Here is a 15,555-nt window from a genome sequence, read left to right on the forward strand (position 1 = left end):
GCACCCACCGCGTCCCCGCCGAGCGCCCCGCGGCCGCCTTTAAGCCCCGCCCGCCACACCGCGCCCCCCGGCAAACCCCTCACGGGCCCGGGGCCTCGGCGTGTCCGCGGGCAGCCGGTGTTGTCAGTCCCGTTTGGAAGAATGCAAGCGTGAGCAGCGAGGACGGGGTGCACCCGGGGGACGGGGACGGCGCGGGCGAAGGAGCGCCGGCGGAGCAGCTCGCCCTCATCCGGGAGAGCGTGCGCACGGCGAAGACCCCGCGGGCCAAGCCGCGGACCTGGCGGGGCGCCGCGCTGGCGGAGCGGCTGCCGGTGGCCCGGGTCCTCGTGGACAAGGGCGTGCTGCACCTCGACCGGTACTTCGACTACGCCGTCCCCGCCGAGCTGGACGAGCAGGCGCAGCCCGGCGTGCGGGTGCGGGTGCGGTTCGGGGCCGGGCGGGGCCGGGTGCGCGAGGGCCGCCGGGAGGGCGGGGGGCTCATCGACGGCTTCCTCATCGAGCGGCTGGCCCACTCCGACTACTCCGGCCCGCTGGCCGCGCTGGCCCAGGTGGTGTCGCCGGAGCCGGTGCTGAGCGAGGAGCTGCTGGGGCTCGCCCGGGCCGTCGCCGACCGGTACGCGGGCAGCCTCGCCGACGTCCTCCAGCTGGCCGTGCCGCCCCGCAGCGCGCGCGCCGAGCAGCGGCCGTCCCCGGAGCCCCTGCCGCCGCCGCCCGCGCCCGAGACGGGCTCCTGGGCACGGTACGAGCGCGGCGGGGCCTTCCTGGAGGCGCTGGCCTCCGGCGGGGCGCCCCGGGCCGTGTGGCATGCGCTGCCCGGGCCCTCCTGGAGCGAGGAGATCGCCCGGGCCGTCGCCGCCACCCTCGCCTCGGGACGCGGCGCGCTCGTCGTCGTACCGGACGGACGGGCCGCCGGGCGGGTCGACGCGGCCCTGACCGCGCTGCTGGGCCCCGGCCGGCATGCGCTGCTCACCGCCGACGCCGGGCCCGAGAAGCGGTATGCGCAGTGGCTCGCGGTGCGGCGGGGGGCCGTCCGGGCGGTCGTGGGGACCCGGGCGGCGATGTTCGCGCCGGTGCGCGATCTCGGCCTGGTCGCCATCTGGGACGACGGGGACGACAGCCACAGCGAGCCGCACGCCCCGCAGCCGCACGCCCGGGATGTGCTGCTGCTGCGCGCCGCGCAGGACAAGTGCGGTTTCCTGTTGGGCGGTTGGAGCTGCACCGTGGAGGCCGCCCAGCTGGTCGAGACCGGCTGGGCGCGGCCGCTGGTGGCCGGGCGGGAACAGGTGCGGCGGACCGCGCCGCTGGTGCGGACCGTGGGCGACGAGGATCTCGCCCGGGACGAGGCGGCCCGTGCCGCCCGGCTGCCCACCCTCGCCTGGCAGGCGGCCCGCGAGGGGCTGCGGCACGGGCCGGTGCTGGTCCAGGTGCCCCGGCGCGGCTACACCCCCCGGATGGCCTGCGACCGGTGCCGGGCGCCCGCGCGCTGCCGGCACTGCTCCGGGCCGCTCGAGGGGCAGGACGCGGGCGTGCTGCGCTGCGGCTGGTGCGGGCAGCCGGAGAACGCCTGGCACTGCCCGCAGTGCGGAGGCTTCCGGCTGCGCGCCCAGATCGTGGGGGCGCGGCGGACCGCCGAGGAGCTGGGGCGCGCCTTCCCGGCCGTACCGGTGCGCACCTCGGGCCGCGAGCATGTGCTGGACACCGTGCCGGGCGCGCCCGCGCTGGTCGTGAGCACCCCGGGCGCCGAGCCGGTGGCCGAGGGCGGCTATGCGGCGGCCCTGCTGCTGGACGGCTGGGCCATGCTCACCCGGCCGGATCTGCGCGCCGGTGAGGACGCGCTGCGCCGGTGGATCGCGGCCGGAGCGCTGGTGCGGCCGCAGAGCGAAGGGGGGACCGTGGTCGTGGTGGCCGAGCCGACCCTGCGGCCGGTGCAGGCCCTGGTGCGCTGGGATCCCGTCGGGCACGCGGTGCGGGAGCTGGCCGAGCGGGCGGAGCTGGGCTTCCCGCCGGTGTCGCGGATGGCGGCCGTGTCCGGGGTGCCCACGGCCGTCGCCGAGTTCCTGGCCGCGGTGCAACTGCCCGCGGACGCGGAGGTGTTGGGGCCGGTGCCGGTGCCGCCCACGCTGCCGGGGCGGGCGCGCAGACCCGGCGCGCCGCCGCCCGGCGAACACTGGGAGCGGGCGCTGGTGCGGGTGCCGCCGGGCAGCGGTGCCGCGCTGGCCGCCGCCCTGAAGACCGCGCAGGCCGCCCGCATGGCACGGGGGAGCGGTGAGGCGGTGCGGGTGCGGATCGATCCGCCGGACATCGGCTGACCTCGGCCGACGGCCGTCCGTGGGGCCCTCCCGGGAGGGTTCGGGGGCTTCCGGGAGGGCGGTCGGCGGGGCGTCAGCCGTTGCGCGGGCCGGGGAAGGCGGTCGGCCGGGCGTCGTCGCGCAGCGTCGGGCTGCCCGCGGTCGGCTGGGTCGGCATGGAGCGGGCCGCGGGGACCGTCGGCAGACCGGCGCCCACGTTGAGCGTGCGGGTGCCGGTCGGCTCGGGTGACCGCTCGGCCTCGGCGGCGGCCTGGGCGGCGGCGCGGCGGGCGCCGTAGCGGCGGTGCACCGCCTGCTTGGTGACGCCGAGCGCCGAGCCCACCGCGTCCCACGAGAAGCCGAGCGAGCGGTCGAAGTCGACGGCGGCCGTGACCAGGGTCTCGACGCTGTCGCGGAGTTCCTGGGCGAGACGCACCGTCGGGGCGGGGGCGCGTCCGTAGACGACGAAGCCCGTGGACGGGCCGGAGCGGCGCGGGCGGTAGACATTGCCCAACTGGGCGGTGAGCGTGCGCAGTGCGTCCACCTGGCGGCGGACACGCTCGATGTCCCGCACCAGCAAGTGCAGGCTGGCCCGGGCCTGGGCGTCGTGGGTGGCGTGGTCGGCCATGAACAAGCCTCTCGAACCGGCGTTGAAAGGAATTGGGCCGCGCGAGGGCCCGAAGTGGTCAACTCTCTCTTGACCAACGCGTGGGCGCTCCGCTGGTCACGGGCTGGGGGCGTATGGGCATATGCGTACGCCGGTCGTCCGGGCGCGCGCGGGTCGCGGTTTCCGTTCTCTGCGGGGGTCGCTCGCCCTCGGCGGCTGTGCGCCGGTGGCCATAGACTGGTGCGCTGCCCGGTCCAACCCCCGCCCGAGAGGCCCGATCCCGCCCATGAAGCTCGTCTTCGCCGGTACCCCCGAGGTCGCCGTTCCCGCCCTGGACGCCCTGATCGCCTCCGGGCGGCACGAGGTGGCCGCCGTCGTCACCCGGCCCGACGCGCCGGCCGGGCGCGGGCGCAGGCTGGTCGCGTCGCCCGTGGCCGACCGGGCGGAGGAGGCCGGGATCGAGGTGCTGAAGCCGGTCCGGCCGCGGGACCCGGAGTTCCTGGCCCGGCTCACCGAGATCGCCCCCGACTGCTGCCCGGTCGTCGCCTACGGCGCCCTGCTGCCCCGCGTCGCCCTGGACATCCCCGCCCACGGCTGGGTCAACCTGCACTTCTCGCTGCTGCCCGCCTGGCGCGGGGCGGCGCCGGTGCAGCACTCCATCATGGCGGGCGACGAGATCACCGGCGCCTCCACCTTCCTCATCGAGGAGGGCCTCGACTCCGGGCCGGTGTACGGCACGGTGACCGAGGCGATCCGGCCCACCGACACCAGCGGCGACCTGCTCACCCGGCTCGCCTTCGCCGGCGCCGGGCTGCTCGCCGCCACCATGGACGGCATCGAGGACGGCAGCCTGAAGGCCGTACCGCAGCCCGCCGAGGGCATCACCGTGGCACCGAAGATCACGGTCGAGGACGCCCAGGTGGACTGGGCGGCGCCCGCGCTGCGCGTCGACCGGGTGGTGCGCGGCTGCACGCCCGCGCCCGGCGCCTGGACCACCTTCCGCGGCGAGCGGCTCAAGCTCATCCAGGTCACCCCGGTGCCCGAGCGGACCGACCTGGCGCCGGGCGCGCTCGCGGTCGGCAAGAACAGCGTGCACGTGGGCACCGGGTCGTACGCCGTCGAGCTGCTGTGGGTGCAGGCCCAGGGCAAGAAGCCGATGCGCGCCGCCGACTGGGCGCGCGGGGTGCGCATCACCGAGAGCGAGCGGCTCGGCGGCTGAGCACGGCCGCGGCGGCCCCGGGCGGCGGGGGCGGCGGTGTGCCGACGTACGCTGGACACCGCAGCCCCCTCATCACATCCGGAGCACCTTTTTCGTGAGCGAGCAGTCCCGGCGGCCCCGTAAGCCCGCCAAGCCCTACCGCCGTCCCCAGAAGGACCCCGTCCGCATGCTGGCCTTCGAGGCCCTGCGCGCGGTGGACGAGCGGGACGCGTACGCCAACCTCGTGCTGCCGCCGCTGCTGCGCAAGGCGCGGGAGAAGGGCGACTTCGACGCGCGGGACGCGGCCCTGGCCACCGAGCTGGTCTACGGCACGCTGCGCCGCCAGGGCACCTACGACGCCGTGGTCGCCGCCTGTGTCGACCGGCCGCTGCGCGAGGTCGACCCGCCGGTGCTCGACGTTCTCACCCTCGGTGTGCACCAGCTGCTGGGGACCCGGATCCCGACCCACGCCGCCGTGTCCGCCTCGGTGGAGCTGGCCCGGGTGGTGCTCGGCGACGGCCGCGCCAAGTTCGTCAACGCCGTGCTGCGCAAGGTCGCGCAGGACGACCTCGACGGCTGGCTCGCCAAGGTCGCCCCGTCCTACGACGAGGACCCCGAGGACCATCTCGCCGTGATGCACTCGCATCCCCGCTGGGTCGTCTCCGCGCTGTGGGACTCCCTCGGCGGCGGCCGCGCCGGGATCGAGGAGCTGCTCGCGGCCGACAACGAGCGGCCCGAGGTGACGCTCGTCGCCCGGCCGGGCCGCGCCACCACCGAGGAGCTGCTGCGCGAGGACGCCGCCGTGCCGGGGCGCTGGTCGCCCTACGCCGTGCGGCTCGCCGAGGGCGGCGAGCCGGGCGCGGTGGAAGCCGTGCGCGAGGGGCGCGCCGGAGTGCAGGACGAGGGCAGCCAGCTGGTCGCCCTCGCGCTCGCCAACGCGCCGCTGGAGGGCTCCGACACCAAGTGGCTCGACGGGTGCGCCGGGCCGGGCGGCAAGGCCGCGCTGCTGGGCGCGCTCGCCGCCGAGCGCGGGGCCGTCCTGCTCGCCTCCGAGAAGCAGCCGCACCGGGCCGGGCTGGTCGCCAGGGCGCTGCACGGCAACCCGGGGCCGTACCAGGTCATCGCCGCCGACGGGACCCGGCCGCCGTGGCGGCCCGGCACCTTCGACCGGGTGCTGATGGACGTGCCCTGCACCGGGCTCGGCGCGCTGCGCCGGCGGCCCGAGGCGCGCTGGCGGCGGCGCCCGGAGGACCTGGACAACTTCGCCCCGCTCCAGCGGTCCCTGCTGCGCACCGCCCTGGACTCGGTGCGCGTCGGCGGGGTCGTCGGCTACGCCACCTGCTCGCCCCATCTCGCCGAGACCCGCGCGGTCGTCTCCGACATCATCAAGCAGCACCCGGACACCGAGCTGATCGACGCCCGCCCCCTGCTCCCGGACATGCCCGGTCTGGGCGAGGGCCCGGACATCCAGCTCTGGCCCCACCTCCACGGCACGGACGCGATGTACCTGGCCCTGATTCGGCGTACCGGCTGAAGCGTCGTCGGGACTGCCAACCTGAAGGGGCGCGGGGCTGTATCGATATGCGGCTGCGCCGCGGGGCGCGGCCAGCCCCCACCGGGCCGACAGACAAAACACAACCTGAGACCGCCGTTACAGCCCAGCGCAGCGGCATGGCAGGCTTGGGTCATGGCCGTGCAGATCAACCCCAGCATCCTGTCCGCCGACTTCGCCCGACTCGCGGAGGAGGCCAAGGCGGTCCAGGGCGCCGACTGGCTCCACGTCGACGTCATGGACAACCACTTCGTCCCGAACCTCACCCTCGGCGTACCGGTGGTGGAGTCCCTGGCCCGTGCGACGTACACGCCGCTGGACTGCCACCTCATGATCGAGAACCCCGACCGCTGGGCTCCCCAGTACGTCGAGGCCGGTGCCTCCTCCGTCACCTTCCACGCGGAGGCGGCCGCCGCTCCGGTGCGGCTCGCCCGCGAGATCCGCGCCAAGGGTGCGCGCGCCTCCATGGCGCTCAAGCCCGCCACGCCGATCGAGCCCTTCGAGGACCTGCTGCCGGAACTCGACATGCTGCTGATCATGACGGTCGAGCCGGGCTTCGGCGGCCAGGCCTTCCTCGACATCATGCTGCCCAAGATCCGCCGCACCCGTGAGCTGATCGGCAAGCACGGCCTCCAGCTGTGGCTCCAGGTGGACGGCGGGGTCTCGGCCTCGACGATCGAGCGGTGCGCGGAGGCGGGAGCGGACGTGTTCGTCGCCGGTTCGGCCGTGTACGGCGCCGAGGACCCGGCCGAAGCGGTGCGCGCCCTGCGCGCCCAGGCCCAGGAGGCGACCGCCAGGGCGTCCTGGGCATGCGACCACTGAGCCACAGCTATATGAACGGTTAAGGGAACGGCGCCCATCAGGGCGGATCAGTCGCGCCGAATCTGCAAGGATGAACGGCGAATCCAAGTGTGAACAGCAGTGAGGAGATCGCCGTGTCGGGTATGTCGGCGGGCCGGTCAGCCATGCGGATGGGACCCGCAGAGCTGGTGCAGGCGGCGGCCATGGCCCGCCGCTTCTACCTCGAGGGCAAGTCCAAGATCCAGATCGCGGAGGAGTTCGGCGTCAGCCGCTTCAAGGTGGCGCGGGTCCTGGAGACGGCCCTCGAACGGGATCTCGTACGGATCGAGATCCGCGTGCCGGCCGAGCTGGACGCCGAGCGCTCCGACGCGCTCCGCGCCCGCTACGGCCTGCGGCACGCCGTCGTGGTCGAGTCCCCGGCCGACGCCGAGGAGAACCCCGACCCGGAGAACCTCGGCGAGGTCGCCGCGGACCTCCTCGGCGAGCTGGTCAACGAGGGGGACGTGCTGGGGCTGGCCTGGGGCCGGTCCACCATCCACATGGCGGCGGCGCTCGACCGGCTGCCGCCGTGCACGGTGGTGCAGCTGACGGGCGTGTACGACGCCGGGACCGCCGAACGCGGCTCGGTGGAGGCGGTGCGCCGGGCCGCGCAGGTGTCGGGCGGCGACGCGCACCCCATCTACGCGCCGATGCTGCTGCCGGACGCGGCCACCGCGGCGGCGCTGCGCAGCCAGACCGGGATCGCCCGGGCGTACGAGTACTTCGACAAGGTCACGGTCGCCTGTGTCTCCATCGGCTCCTGGGAGCCGGGCATCTCGACGGTGCACGACATGCTGAGCGACGAGGAGCGGGCGCACTACGCCTCGCTCGGTGTCGCCGCCGAGATGTCCGCGCACCTCTTCGATGCCGAGGGCCGCCGGATCGGCCGCGACCTGGGGGAGCGGTGCATCACGGTCAAGGCCGACCAGCTGCGCCGTATCCCGGAGGTCGTGGCGATCGCCGGCGGACAGCGCAAGGCGTCCGCGATCGACGCGGTGCTCCGGTCCGGGCTGGTCACCAGCCTGGTCACGGACACCTCCGCCGCGGACTACCTGATGACGGCGGGGCCGACGCCGAAGCCCGCGCTCAGCCGCCAGGACCCCGACGGGGCCTGACGGGGCCCGCAGCGGGTGGTGCGTACCGCGCGGGAAAGGCGGGTCGCGGTACGGCCGTGCGGGGACGGTCGTGGCAGCATCGTCGCCATGCTGCTGCGGTTCGTCCCCCGTGTCGTACCCCGTGCCGTCCTGCGTGCGTGCGCCGGGCTGCTGGTCTGTCTCGCCGTCCTGCTCACGGGCTGCTCCTCCCACCCGGCCGGCCGGGAGGGCACGCGTGCCCCTGCCGGGTCGGCGCCCTCCTGGGCCCACGGCATGGCCACCGTCCGGGCGGCCGAGCTGCCGGCCGAGGCCCGCAGGACGCTCACGCTCATCGACCGGGGCGGCCCCTACCCCTACGCCCGGGACGGCATCGTCTTCGGGAACTTCGAGGGACGGCTGCCCAGGCACCAGCGCGGCTACTACCACGAGTACACGGTGCCGACACCCGGCTCGCGCGACCGCGGGGCCCGCCGCCTGATCACCGGGCAGGGCGGCGAGCTGTACTACACCGATGATCACTACCAATCGTTCAGGGCGGTACTGAGATGACGGAACTCCTGGTCACGCTGGACCTCGACGGAGTCACGGACAAGGCGGGACTGATGGACCGCGCCGCCCGGGCGCTGGCGCTGCCGGACTGGTTCGGCCGCAACTGGGACGCGCTCGCCGACTCGCTCGGCGACCACACGGTGTGGCCGGAGGACGCGGTCGAGCGGGGACTGCTGATCGTCGTACGCAACTGGCGGCCGTACGCCGAGGCGCGGCCGGAGGAGTGGCGGATCGCCCAGGAGGTGTTCACCGAGGCCGCCGACCACACCCCGGCGCTCAGCGTCGCGCTGGCCCTTGGAGGAACCTCCTAAGCGCCTCTCACCAGCCTGGACGTTCTGTCGGGGCATGGTGACGGCCCGGCCATGGGAGAATGAAGTACGTGCTCTTTCCCCCTGGCACACCTGTCCGGGGGTCACCTCTGATCGACTGGGATGTGCAGCACGTGCGTTTCCTCAATGACATCCAGCCCGCGTACGACCTGACGTACGACGACGTCTTCATGGTGCCGAGCCGCTCCGCGGTGGGCTCCCGCCAGGGCGTGGACCTCCGCTCGCCGGACGGTACGGGCACCACCATCCCGCTCGTGGTCGCCAACATGACCGCCATCGCCGGGCGCCGCATGGCCGAGACGATGGCCCGCCGGGGCGGCCTGGTGGTCATCCCGCAGGACATCCCGATCGAGGTCGTCACCGAGGTCGTCTCCTGGGTGAAGAGCCGCCACCTGGTGCTGGACACCCCGATCGTGCTCACCCCGCACCAGACCGTCGCCGACGCCCTCGCGCTGCTGCCCAAGCGGGCGCACAACGCCGGTGTCGTCGTGGACGAGAACCACCGGCCGGTGGGCGTCGTCACCGACGCGGACCTGAGCGGCGTCGACCGCTTCACCCAGCTCGAAGTGGTCATGTCCAAGGACCTGCTGCTCCTCGACGCGGACATCGACCCGCGCGAGGCCTTCAACACCCTGGACACCCACAACCGGCGCTACGCCCCGGCCGTCGACAAGGACGGCAGGCTGGCCGGCATCCTCACCCGCAAGGGCGCCCTGCGGGCCACGCTGTACACCCCGGCCGTGGACGCCAAGGGCCGGCTGCGCATCGCCGCCGCCGTCGGCATCAACGGCGACGTGGCTGGCAAGGCCAAGCAGCTGCTCGACGCGGGCGTGGACACGCTCGTCATCGACACCGCGCACGGCCACCAGGAGTCGATGATCAGCGCCATCAAGCTGGTGCGCGCGCTCGACCCGCAGGTGCCGATCGTCGCGGGCAACATCGTCTCCGCCGAGGGCGTCAAGGACCTCATCGACGCCGGCGCGGACATCATCAAGGTCGGTGTCGGCCCCGGCGCCATGTGCACCACCCGCATGATGACCGGTGTGGGCCGGCCGCAGTTCTCCGCGGTGCTGGAGTGCGCCGCCGAGGCGAAGAAGTACGGCAAGCACGTCTGGGCCGACGGCGGTGTCCGGCACCCGCGCGACGTCGCCATGGCCCTCGCGGCCGGCGCCTCCAACGTCATGGTCGGCTCCTGGTTCGCGGGCACCTACGAGTCCCCGGGCGACCTCCAGCAGGACGCGGGCGGCCGCCTGTACAAGGAGTCGTTCGGCATGGCCTCCGCGCGCGCGGTGCTCAACCGCACCTCCGAGGAGTCGGCCTACGACCGCGCCCGCAAGGCGCTGTTCGAGGAGGGCATCTCCACCTCGCGGATGTTCCTGGACCCGGCCCGCCCCGGCGTCGAGGACCTGATCGACTCGATCATCGCGGGTGTCCGCTCCTCCTGCACCTACGCCGGTGCCGGCTCCCTCGAGGAGTTCGCCGAGAAGGCCATCGTCGGCATCCAGAGCGCGGCCGGGTACGCGGAGGGCAAGCCGCTGCACGCCAGCTGGAGCTGACCGCTCCGCCGGGAAGCGCGTGGGAGCCGGTGCGCAGCCGCGGATCCGTTCGCGGCCGGTCGCGCCGTTCCCCGCGCCCCCGAGGGGGCGCTCGTCGGGCTCGTGTTCTACTTCGTATACGGCTGTCGCCGTTCCCGTCCCGCGGCCGATGACGCTCCCGCGGCGACGGCAGAGAAGTGACCGAACCGAAGAAGTGAACCACCCCCTGTGCTGAACGATCTCGACGAACGCATCGTGCACGCCCTCGCCGAGGACGCCCGCCGCTCCTACGCGGACATCGGGCAGATGGTCGGCCTGTCCGCACCCGCCGTGAAGCGGCGCGTGGACCGGCTGCGGGCCACCGGAGCCATCACCGGATTCACCGTCCGGGTGGACCCGGCGGCGCTCGGCTGGGAGACCGAGGGGTACATCGAGATCTACTGCCGGAGCAACACCTCCCCGGAGACCATCCAGCGAGGCCTGGAGCGCTACCAGGAGGTCGTGGCCGCGTCGACCGTCACCGGCGACGCGGACGCGATCGCCCAGGTCTTCGCCTCCGACATGCGCCACTTCGAGCGGGTGCTGGAGCGGATCGCCGGGGAGCCGTTCGTCGAGCGCACCAAGTCCGTGCTGGTGCTGTCCCCGCTGCTGCGCCGCTTCTCCTCCGGGGCTCCCGGATAGGGCGCTACCCCGCCGTCTTGCGGGCCAGCGCGTTGTTGCCTATCGAGTTGCGCACGCTGAAGCTCACCGCGTCCGAGCGGTACCGGTCGTCGGACCACTCCACCGGGCGCCCCTCCCGCGTGGTCGTCACGCGCCGCACCCGCAGCAGCGGGCTCGTGCGGCGCACGCCCAGCAGCTCGGCGTCCTGTGCGCCGCAGGCGACCGCGTCGATGACATGCTCGCCGTACGCGAAGACCAGGCCGGTGTCGTCGTACAGGCGCTGGGTGACGGACGGGCAGTCGGGCTCGATGGCCTCGACCGCCGGGGAGATCCAGTCGGCGTAGACCGTCCGCTCCAGCAGCACCGGCTCGCCGTCCAGTCCGCGCACCCGCAGGACGTGCAACACCGGGGTGCCGACGACCAGTTGGAGGCGTACGGCGTCCTCGGCGGTGGCCGGCCGGTACTCCTGGGACACCACCCGGCCGGTGGCCTCGCGGCCCATCGCGCGGGCCCACTGGGCGAAGCTGCGCAGCTCCTCGAAGCTCTGGCTGCGGCGGCTGGCCAGGACCACCCGCCGGGCACCCTGGCGGGAGCCGATGAGTCCCTCGGCGGTGAGGGCCGCGACGGCCTGGCGGACCGTGCCCCGGGAGACGCCGTAGTGCGCGGCCAGCTCCGACTCCGAGGGCAGCCGGCTGCCGACCGTGTACTCCTCGCGGTCGATCGCCCGCCGCAGCTCGTCGGCGATCTCCTCGTGTCGCGCCGTCATGCTTCCCCTCTGCGTAGGCCGCTGTGCACAGCGTGACCAGCCTAATCGACGTTCCTTACTGATCCGTGTCAACCGGAAGTGTGCAGGGAAACGGGGGCCGGAGTTTCGGCAGTGTTTACGGACAGGACACCGGCGACGGGCGTACTGGGGTCAACTTGTTCAGACAAGTTCGAAGAGTTTTTCCTCGCTCCCCATGCGTCCCCCTGGAGAGACCGTGACCGTGTCCCTGCCGAGAAACGCCGCGCTCGGCGGTTCCCTCGCCGTCGTCGCCGCGCTCGCCCTGAGCGCCTGCGGCGCCGCCCCCGACAACGCGTCGACCACCAAGGACGGCAAGAGCGCCGCCACCGCCACCTCCGCGGCCGGCTTCGGCGGCATGGACGCCCTGGTCCGGGCGGCCAAGAAGGAGGGCACGCTGCACGCCATCGCGCTGCCCCGCGACTGGGCGAACTACGGCGCCCTCATCGACGGCTTCCAGAAGAAGTACGGCATCAAGGTCGAGGTGGAGAACCCCGACGGCACCAGCCAGGACGAGATCAACGCCGTCACCTCCCGCACGGGCCAGGACCGCGCCCCCGACGTGCTGGACCTGGGCTCCTCCTTCGCGCTCAGCGCCGCCCAGCAGGGCCTGCTCGCGCCCTACAAGGTGGCCTCCTACGGCGACATCCCCGCGGCCCAGAAGGACCCGCAGGCCCGCTGGTACAACGACTACGGCGGCTACATCTCCATCGGCTGCGACGCCAAGCGCGTCAAGACCTGCCCGACCACCTTCAAGGACCTGCTCAAGCCCGAGTACAAGGGCCAGGTCGCCCTCAACGGCAACCCCACCAAGTCCGGGTCCGCGTTCGGCGGTGTCTACGCGGCCGCCCTGGCCGACGGCGGCTCCTTCGACGACATCCAGCCGGGCCTGGACTTCTTCGCCAAGCTGAAGAAGAACGGCAACTACACGCCCGTCGAGTCCACCCCGGCCACCGTCGAGAAGGGCGAGACCCCGATCTCCCTCGACTGGGACTACCTGAACGCCGGTTACGCCCAGGAGTTCAAGTCCAAGGGCCTCGACTGGAAGGTCGCCATCCCGAGCGACGGCCGGTACGCCCAGTACTACTCCCAGGCCATCAACAAGGACGCCCCGCACCCGGCCGCCGCCCGCCTGTGGCAGGAGTACCTCTACAGCGCCGAGGGCCAGAACCTGTGGCTCAAGGGCTACGCCCGCCCGGCCCTGATGCCGGCCATGGAGCAGGCCGGCACGCTGGACAAGGCCGCCGCCGCCAGGCTCCCGCAGGTCACCGGCACGCCGTCCTTCCCGACCGAGGCCCAGCAGACCAAGGCCAAGACGGTCCTCGGGCAGGGCTGGGGCAAGGCCGTCTCCGGATGACCGCCGTCCTCCCGCGCGCGGACGTGGCGCCCCTCGCTTCCCCGAAGCGGCGGCGCCGCGCCCCCGGCTGGCTCGCCGTGGTGCCGCTGCTGGTGTTCGCCGCCGTCGCCTTCGGGCTGCCCGCGTCCGCCATCCTCGACGGCGCCTTCACCGTCGGGAGCCACTACGGCACGCAGAACCTGACCGCCTCGCTCCAGGGGCCGTACCTCACCGCCCTGCTCGGCAGCGTCAAGCTGTCCGCGGTCTCCGCCGCGCTCGGCGCCCTGTTCGGGCTGCCGCTCGCCCAGGCCGTGGTCGGCTCCCGCTCGCGCCGGCTGCGCGAGGCCGTGCTGACCGCGTCCGGCGTCCTCGCCAACTTCGGCGGCGTGCCGCTGGCCTTCGCTTTCGTCGCCACCCTCGGCAACGCCGGCGTGCTCACCGCGCACCTCGGCCTCAAGGACAGCGGCTTCGACCTGTACAGCTTCTGGGGCCTGGTCCTCGTCTACCTGTACTTCCTGATCCCGCTGATGGTCCTCACCATCACCCCCGCGCTGGACGGCCTGCGCGCCCAGTGGCGGGAGGCCGCGCTGAACAACGGCGCCACCGGGGTGCAGTACTGGCGGCACGTGGCGCTGCCCGTGCTCGCGCCCTCCCTGCTCGGCGGCCTGGTGCTGCTGTTCGGCAGCTCCTTCGCCGCCTACGCCACCGCCGCCGCCATGGTCGGCAGCGCGGTCCCGCTGGTCACCCTCCAGATCGCCGACGCCCTGTCCGGCAACGTGCTGGTCGGCCAGGAGAACGTCGCCCTCGCCCTCAGCCTCGACATGGTCCTGGTGGCCGGCGTGGTGATGGCCGTGTATCTGCCCCTGCAACGCCGGAGCGCCCGATGGCTCGACGCCTGACCCCCTGGCGCTGGGCCGTCCTCGGCCTGGCCGCCCTGTACTTCCTGGTGCCGCTCGCCGCCTCCGTGGTCTTCACGGTGGACGTGCCCGGCCAGGGCGTCACCCTCGACGCCTACACCCACATCCTGTCCGCCGACGGCTTCCTGCCCAGCCTGCTGCTCTCGCTGGAGCTGGCCCTCGCCACCATCGCCGTCGTCCTGCTGCTCCTGGTGCCCGCCGTGGTCGCGCTCCGGCTCGGCTCGTCCCGGCTGCGGCCGGTGGTGGAGGTGGTGTGCTCGCTGCCGCTGGTGGTGCCGCCGATCGCCTTCGTCGCCGGGATCGTCACCGTGCTGAAGTGGGGTCCGGAGCATCTCTCCCGCACCCCGCTGTTCCAGACCTTCGTGGTGATCCAGAACCCGGACTTCCCGGTCGTGCTGGTCCTCGCCTACGTCGTGATGGCGCTGCCGTTCGTCTACCGCGCCCTGGACGCCGGTCTGCGCGCCGTCGACGTGCGCACCCTGGTGGAGGCGGCCCGCAGCTGCGGCGCGAGCTGGCCGCAGGCCCTGGTGCGGGCCGTGCTGCCGAATCTGCGCGGGGCGTTGCTCAACGCGTCCTTCCTCACCCTGGCCCTGGTCCTCGGCGAGTTCACGGTCTCCCATCTGCTCGGCTACACCCCGTTCGCCGTGTGGATCTACAACGTCGGCAGCGAACAGGCCCAGATGTCCGTCGCCGTCTCCGTGCTCAGCCTGTTCGTCACCTGGGCCCTGCTCCTCGCGCTCGCCGGTGCCGGCCGCGGACGCGCCCAGACCGCCTCCTCCCGGGGATGACCCACATGACTGCCACCCTGCCCGAGACCCGCACCCAGGCCGCGACCGTCGAGTTCCGCTCGCTGCGCCGGGAGTTCGGGACGACCGTCGCCCTCGACGGACTCGATCTGACCGTCCGCCCGGGGGAGTTCCTGGCCCTGCTGGGCCCCTCCGGCTGCGGCAAGACCACCGCGCTGCGCATGCTCGCCGGCTTCGAACACCCCGACGCCGGGGCCGTGCTGGTGGATGGCGAGGACGTCACCCAGGTCCCGGCCCACCGCCGGGACGCCGGGATGGTCTTCCAGTCGTACAGCCTCTTCCCGCATCTGAGCGCCGTCGACAACGTCGCCTTCGGGCTGCGGATGCGCGGTGTCCGTACGGCCGAACGGCGCGCCCGTGCCGCCGAGTTGCTGGAGCTGGTCGGCCTCGGCGACAAGCGGGAGCGGTATCCGCACCAGCTCTCCGGCGGCCAGCAGCAGCGCATCGCGCTGGCCCGCGCCCTCGCCCTGCGCCCCCGGGTGCTGCTGCTGGACGAGCCGCTGTCCGCCCTGGACGCCAAGGTCCGGCTCACCCTGCGCGAGGAGATCCGCCGGCTCCAGCAGGAACTCGGCATCACCACCCTCTTCGTCACCCATGACCAGGAGGAGGCGCTGTCGGTCGCCGACCGGGTCGCCGTGATGCGCGCCGGCCGTCTCGAACAGTGCGCCGAACCGGCCGAGCTGTACGGCCGTCCCGCCACCGCCTTCGTCGCCGAGTTCGTCGGCACCATGAGCCGGATCCCCGGGGAGCTGGCGGACGGCACCGTCCAGGTGCTCGGGCAGCGGCTGCCCGCCGAGGGCGAGGTGCCTGACGGGGCGGTCGACGTGCTGGTGCGGCCCGAGGCCCTGCGGGTGCGGGCGGACGAGCAGGGCACCGCCCGGGTCGTCGCCACCTCCTTCCTCGGCGCGGTCGTCCGGGTCTCCGTACGGCTCGCCGACGGCACCGAGGCCAAGGCCGACCTGCCCGCGCACGAGGCCACCGGGCTCGGCGCCGGAGCCGCCGTCAGCGTGTCGCTGCCCGAGCGGCCGGTGCTGGTGGCCGACCGTACCCACACGTGAGGAAC

The 15,555-nt window shown here is 73.8% G+C and carries 15 protein-coding genes; 13 read left to right on the forward strand and 2 right to left on the reverse strand.

Annotation, left to right across the window (positions count from 1 at the left end; genetic code table 11):
* The first annotated feature begins 149 nt into the window (after positions 1-149).
* Positions 150-2,309 (forward strand): primosomal protein N', encoded by a 2,160-nt coding sequence (locus tag ACFVIU_RS31295; RefSeq protein WP_385846627.1) that lies wholly within the window; start codon positions 150-152, stop codon positions 2,307-2,309.
* A 73-nt stretch (positions 2,310-2,382) separates the two neighbouring features.
* On the opposite strand, the gene ACFVIU_RS31300 is transcribed toward ACFVIU_RS31295, so the two are convergent.
* Positions 2,383-2,916, reverse strand: coding sequence for a hypothetical protein (locus ACFVIU_RS31300; protein ID WP_385846629.1), 534 nt, complete (start codon positions 2,914-2,916; stop codon positions 2,383-2,385).
* A gap of 265 nt (positions 2,917-3,181) precedes the next feature.
* Between ACFVIU_RS31300 and fmt the strand changes: the two genes are divergently transcribed.
* The 8 genes from fmt (at position 3,182) to ACFVIU_RS31340 (ending at position 10,673) form a co-directional block, all read left to right on the forward strand.
* On the forward strand, positions 3,182-4,114 hold the full coding sequence (fmt, locus tag ACFVIU_RS31305) for a methionyl-tRNA formyltransferase (RefSeq protein ID WP_385846630.1): 933 nt from the start codon (positions 3,182-3,184) through the stop codon (positions 4,112-4,114).
* Between the two features lie 94 nt (positions 4,115-4,208).
* The gene (locus tag ACFVIU_RS31310) at positions 4,209-5,627 is read left to right on the forward strand and encodes an RsmB/NOP family class I SAM-dependent RNA methyltransferase (RefSeq protein ID WP_385846632.1); all 1,419 of its coding nucleotides are present in this window, start codon (positions 4,209-4,211) and stop codon (positions 5,625-5,627) included.
* 153 nt (positions 5,628-5,780) lie between these two features.
* Positions 5,781-6,467 carry a ribulose-phosphate 3-epimerase gene (gene rpe, locus ACFVIU_RS31315; protein ID WP_385846633.1) on the forward strand — a complete coding sequence of 229 codons (687 nt, stop codon included), beginning with the start codon at positions 5,781-5,783 and terminating at the stop codon, positions 6,465-6,467.
* Between the two features lie 89 nt (positions 6,468-6,556).
* Entirely contained in the window at positions 6,557-7,600 is a 1,044-nt protein-coding gene (locus tag ACFVIU_RS31320; RefSeq protein ID WP_385846635.1) for a sugar-binding transcriptional regulator, read from the forward strand.
* 87 nt (positions 7,601-7,687) lie between these two features.
* Positions 7,688-8,128, forward strand: a complete 441-nt coding sequence (locus ACFVIU_RS31325) for a ribonuclease domain-containing protein (protein ID WP_385846636.1) — start codon at positions 7,688-7,690, stop codon at positions 8,126-8,128.
* On the forward strand, positions 8,125-8,439 hold the full coding sequence (locus tag ACFVIU_RS31330) for a barstar family protein (RefSeq protein ID WP_385846637.1): 315 nt from the start codon (positions 8,125-8,127) through the stop codon (positions 8,437-8,439). The genes ACFVIU_RS31325 and ACFVIU_RS31330 overlap by 4 nt, the downstream gene beginning before the upstream one ends.
* A 131-nt stretch (positions 8,440-8,570) precedes the next feature.
* Positions 8,571-10,013, forward strand: coding sequence for a GuaB1 family IMP dehydrogenase-related protein (locus ACFVIU_RS31335; RefSeq protein ID WP_385846639.1), 1,443 nt, complete (start codon positions 8,571-8,573; stop codon positions 10,011-10,013).
* A 207-nt stretch (positions 10,014-10,220) separates the two neighbouring features.
* Positions 10,221-10,673, forward strand: coding sequence for an Lrp/AsnC family transcriptional regulator (locus ACFVIU_RS31340; protein WP_121789788.1), 453 nt, complete (start codon positions 10,221-10,223; stop codon positions 10,671-10,673).
* 4 nt (positions 10,674-10,677) lie between these two features.
* Here the strand turns inward: ACFVIU_RS31340 and ACFVIU_RS31345 are convergent, their stop codons facing one another.
* On the reverse strand, positions 10,678-11,418 hold the full coding sequence (locus ACFVIU_RS31345; protein ID WP_385846641.1) for a GntR family transcriptional regulator: 741 nt from the start codon (positions 11,416-11,418) through the stop codon (positions 10,678-10,680).
* 214 nt (positions 11,419-11,632) lie between these two features.
* Between ACFVIU_RS31345 and ACFVIU_RS31350 the strand changes: the two genes are divergently transcribed.
* From ACFVIU_RS31350 to ACFVIU_RS31365, 4 genes are read left to right on the forward strand one after another with little or no spacing between them, the layout of a single operon-like run.
* On the forward strand, positions 11,633-12,790 hold the full coding sequence (locus ACFVIU_RS31350) for an ABC transporter substrate-binding protein (RefSeq protein WP_385846643.1): 1,158 nt from the start codon (positions 11,633-11,635) through the stop codon (positions 12,788-12,790).
* Positions 12,787-13,668: an ABC transporter permease gene (locus ACFVIU_RS31355; protein WP_385846645.1), complete on the forward strand. Its 882-nt coding sequence runs from the start codon at positions 12,787-12,789 to the stop codon at positions 13,666-13,668. Before ACFVIU_RS31350 ends, ACFVIU_RS31355 begins: the two co-directional genes overlap by 4 nt.
* On the forward strand, positions 13,653-14,474 hold the full coding sequence (locus ACFVIU_RS31360) for an ABC transporter permease (RefSeq protein WP_385846647.1): 822 nt from the start codon (positions 13,653-13,655) through the stop codon (positions 14,472-14,474). The genes ACFVIU_RS31355 and ACFVIU_RS31360 overlap by 16 nt, the downstream gene beginning before the upstream one ends.
* A 5-nt stretch (positions 14,475-14,479) precedes the next feature.
* On the forward strand, positions 14,480-15,550 hold the full coding sequence (locus ACFVIU_RS31365) for an ABC transporter ATP-binding protein (RefSeq protein WP_385846648.1): 1,071 nt from the start codon (positions 14,480-14,482) through the stop codon (positions 15,548-15,550).
* Positions 15,551-15,555 lie beyond the last annotated feature (5 nt).

It is taken from the genome of Streptomyces sp. NPDC127190, from assembly GCF_042672505.1.
GTDB lineage: Bacteria > Actinomycetota > Actinomycetes > Streptomycetales > Streptomycetaceae > Streptomyces.

Coding starts and splice junctions, on each gene's coding strand:
- ACFVIU_RS31360 (WP_385846647.1), top strand. CDS start 13,653: ATGGCTCGACGCCTGACCCCCTGGCGCTGGGCCGTCCTCGGCCTGGCC.
- ACFVIU_RS31355 (WP_385846645.1), top strand. CDS start 12,787: ATGACCGCCGTCCTCCCGCGCGCGGACGTGGCGCCCCTCGCTTCCCCG.
- ACFVIU_RS31365 (WP_385846648.1), top strand. CDS start 14,480: ATGACTGCCACCCTGCCCGAGACCCGCACCCAGGCCGCGACCGTCGAG.
- fmt (WP_385846630.1), top strand. CDS start 3,182: ATGAAGCTCGTCTTCGCCGGTACCCCCGAGGTCGCCGTTCCCGCCCTG.
- ACFVIU_RS31300 (WP_385846629.1), bottom strand. CDS start 2,916: ATGGCCGACCACGCCACCCACGACGCCCAGGCCCGGGCCAGCCTGCAC.
- ACFVIU_RS31330 (WP_385846637.1), top strand. CDS start 8,125: ATGACGGAACTCCTGGTCACGCTGGACCTCGACGGAGTCACGGACAAG.
- ACFVIU_RS31325 (WP_385846636.1), top strand. CDS start 7,688: ATGCTGCTGCGGTTCGTCCCCCGTGTCGTACCCCGTGCCGTCCTGCGT.
- rpe (WP_385846633.1), top strand. CDS start 5,781: ATGGCCGTGCAGATCAACCCCAGCATCCTGTCCGCCGACTTCGCCCGA.
- ACFVIU_RS31345 (WP_385846641.1), bottom strand. CDS start 11,418: ATGACGGCGCGACACGAGGAGATCGCCGACGAGCTGCGGCGGGCGATC.